This window comes from Bartonella senegalensis OS02, assembly GCF_000312545.1.
Taxonomy (GTDB): domain Bacteria; phylum Pseudomonadota; class Alphaproteobacteria; order Rhizobiales; family Rhizobiaceae; genus Bartonella; species Bartonella senegalensis.
The window spans coordinates 70,562-73,969 of record NZ_HE997543.1 but is presented as its reverse complement, the minus strand read 5'-3'; the positions used below and the strand labels follow the sequence as shown (position 1 = coordinate 73,969).

General features: G+C 36.8%; 2 protein-coding genes. Both read right to left on the bottom strand.

Going from position 1 to position 3,408, the window contains the following annotated elements; translation table 11 throughout:
* Nucleotides 1-2,465, bottom strand: a 2,465-nt coding sequence (locus BN200_RS07245) for an autotransporter outer membrane beta-barrel domain-containing protein (RefSeq protein ID WP_019221885.1), incomplete at its 3' end; no start/stop codon positions are given.
* 753 nt (nt 2,466-3,218) lie between these two features.
* The coding region (locus BN200_RS08895; RefSeq protein ID WP_154645993.1) for an autotransporter outer membrane beta-barrel domain-containing protein at nt 3,219-3,408 on the bottom strand (190 nt) is incomplete at its 5' end.

Here is a 3,408-nt window from a genome sequence, read left to right as displayed (position 1 = left end):
GTAAGATCAAGAGGAATTGTTTCTTCTTCATTGAGAGAGGCAGTTTCCTGCGCATTAAGGGAGGTTTTTTCCTCAAGATCAGGAGAGAGAGTTTCTTCGGCATTAAGAGAGGCAGCTTGCTTCGCATCAAGAGAGGGTGTTCTCTCAAGATTAAGAAGTGTTGTTTCTTCATCCTCAAGAATGGCATTTTGCAAACGAAAATCCCAAAAATCTTCTTTTTCTCCCACGAGACTTTGCTCAACACTGGCTTTTCCGCGGCTTGCCGTTGGTCCATAGGCATTGAGTGTATATTTATAAGGCAAACCTTTTATTGTGGTATAGCCATTTGCCAATTTGAAGGAATTTTCCTCTGCTTTTCCAGAAACTTGAATGAGTGAAAGCCCACGCGTATTGATCGGACCAGTATTCTTTTCTTTTGTGTTGTCGTCTTTTAAAAGGTTGCTAAAATGGATTGTTGTGGTGCCTGAGACATTGCCATGAATAAGAAGACGATCTGCTCTTTGTTGTTCTTTTGGGAGACCATCACTCAATTCTGTGTTGAAATAAATTTTTGCATCGCCTGTTGCAGTGTAGACTGTTTCGTGCGTTATGTTGTTGTTTATGAGGTAAGGTGATTGAATGCCTATATGTAATGTTTGATACTGATCTTCTCTTGGTGGTCTAAACACAATGGTACTATTGTTGAGATTAAGCCTAAAAACTTCAGAATGGAATTTTTTGATCAGATCAAGCTTTTGGATTTTATAGCTTTTCATGCTCGCCTTTAAATACCACGTTGTACCATTGATCAAACTCAAGATTATTTGGGTAGGATTTTTTTCTGAAGCTCTTGCTCCTCCTTCTAAGATAGAGTGGTCGGCAATCACATTAGCTTCGCCGTTATCATCTTCATTCGGTCTTCCTGCTAAGAGAATATTAGCACGGACTTCCGAATCTTTGAGCGTAATCTTTGATTGTTTTCCCCGTACTGCCAGTCCATTATTATTCGTACGTACCAGAGCACACAATAGATCAATCTGTCCGCCACATGTTGCAAAGAGAGCAGATTTCTGTCCAGTTTTGATCAGCTTTCCTCCTCTCATGGTAATTTTCGATTGCTTCTCTTGTGCTTGGAGCCCGATATCCTTGGTTTTTATAACAACATCATTGAGCTCAATCTGTCCGCCAGATCCAGCTAACGCTGCAGCACTCATACCGGTTGTGGTAAGTGTTCCTTTGTTCATGACAATTTTTGACTGTTCGGCTTGCGCTTGTAGTCCAATATTATGCACTTGTATGGGAACATCAGTGAGATCGATTTGTCCACCAGATCCAGCTAACACTGCAGGATTCAAACCAGTTGTGGTAATCGATCCTCTTATCATGGTGATTTTCGATTGTGCATATTGTGCCTGGAGACCTTGCGTTGTTAATGGAGGATCTTTCGTCTCTAATTTTTGCGTTTGTATGCCATTATCACGAGTATGCACAACCACATCGGTCAGCTTAATCTCTCCACCAAGTCCAGCCAGGACTGCTGGTTGTAACCCGGCTGTTATCAGTTTTCCTCCTTGCATAGTAATTTTTGATTGTAGATCGTTTGCAGAAAGCCCATGGTCATTCGATAAAACTTCAACATTATCTTTTAGTGTTATTACGCTCTCTTTTTCAGCACTTATTCCCATATGATTGCCTTGAATTAAGCCGCCTGATATTGTTATTTGAGAATTATCACTTGCATATATGCTGGTTCTTGCGTTCCTAACTGTTACATTTTTTAAAACAATTTGGCTTGTTTTGATGACCCTTATTCCTGTGCTCTCATGCGTGGTCGTTGGAGGATCCGTGATGTTAATTTTGACATTTTCGAGCTTATTTTGCTCACTATTGCTTTCTTCTAAAGCAACGCCTAAATAATCCGCTTTAATGGAACCACCAATCATGTTCAATATTCCACCGCTCTTTAAGCTTGCTCCTGTTCCATTTCCTATTCCGGTTTCATTTTCACCGATTGTCTTTATGCTCTGCTCTGGAGCGTTCGTTTCAATCTCTACATTGCTTAACGTGATGGCACCATTTGAGGCGGCTTCTATACCAATTGGTGTTTGTATATGCACTTTTCTTACCTGAATGGAGCCACCTTTCATTTTAATGGCACCACTTTCTTTTGCCCACAGACCGATTGAAACATTTTTTATCGTTGTCTCCCCCTCTAGTTCAATGATACTTCCAGATTGTTTAGCTTCTACCCCACTTATATCTTTTGCTGTGTATCCTTCTTCTATTGGGGGACCGGTTATCTTGAGAGCTTTGCCATGAATTTTACCACCATCGAGAGCATAAATATTTTCGTAGCTTTCTCGCGTTGGAGCGATTTTATTTTCGCCTTGTTCAGCAGAAAGGGAATTAGCCTGTGTATTGGAATGGATATTGAACAATATTATGGCAGCTGTGGTTGTGTATGATAAAAGAATTTTTTTATACATCTCATATCATCCTGACTTAATAACTTTATATCTTATATCTTTTCAAGAAAGATATAATAATATTTAACTTATTTATGTAAACTATAAAATTAATATAGTATTAAAGATAAAATACTTTATTTAAATAATTTGTGATTTTTTTAAATTAATATTTAAATATCTATAATAATATTAAACTTAATATATATTTTAAAATTATTTTTAGTATTGAAAAATTTTAAAATAAGTGAAGATTTATTTAGGAATAAAATCAAAGGAGATAGTTTTTTAGATCTTATAAAAAATGATAAGTTGAGAGATTTCATTAAAGATATGCTTCTTCTTTGTAAATTTTTTTATGAATTGATAAGAAAGAAGGGCGATGTCACACAGTAAATAGATAAAGCTTATAAGAACGTTTTTTGCTTTTGATCGAACGCGTTTTATAGTTATACTAAGTTTTATAGTTATACTAAAAAGGGTATTCATTGGATAGTTGATAAAATTTTGCTTCTTCTTGCTTTTCGTTTGAGTTTTTTTGCATGTATTTGTGGTGAAATCTTTTTGCCTGTGCTTCATAAAGAGATGCTTTTTAGTGTGTTGCCTTTATGAAGAGAGTAAAGGGGCTGTTTGAGAGAAAAAACAGGGTTCTTTTGTATAAAAGGCAGCTCAGTGTGCTGCCTTTTTTATGGACGTGAATGGAATAAAACAACGTTTGCTTTTAATAAAACGAGGTTTTTTTAATAGTCTTATATTACCCTTCGCGATTGTGCATTAAAATTGATAGCGTATTCCGCCTGAAAAGCTTGCTCCAGATATGCCCGTCTTTTGCAGCTTTTGTTGATAACTGACATCGCCATGAAGCAAGATGTTTGAAGACAATTGTGCATTAATACCAAGACCGCCTTCAAGGAAAGAGCCCATAGGATCAAGTTTATAATCTTTGTCAATAGAAATTGCTTGT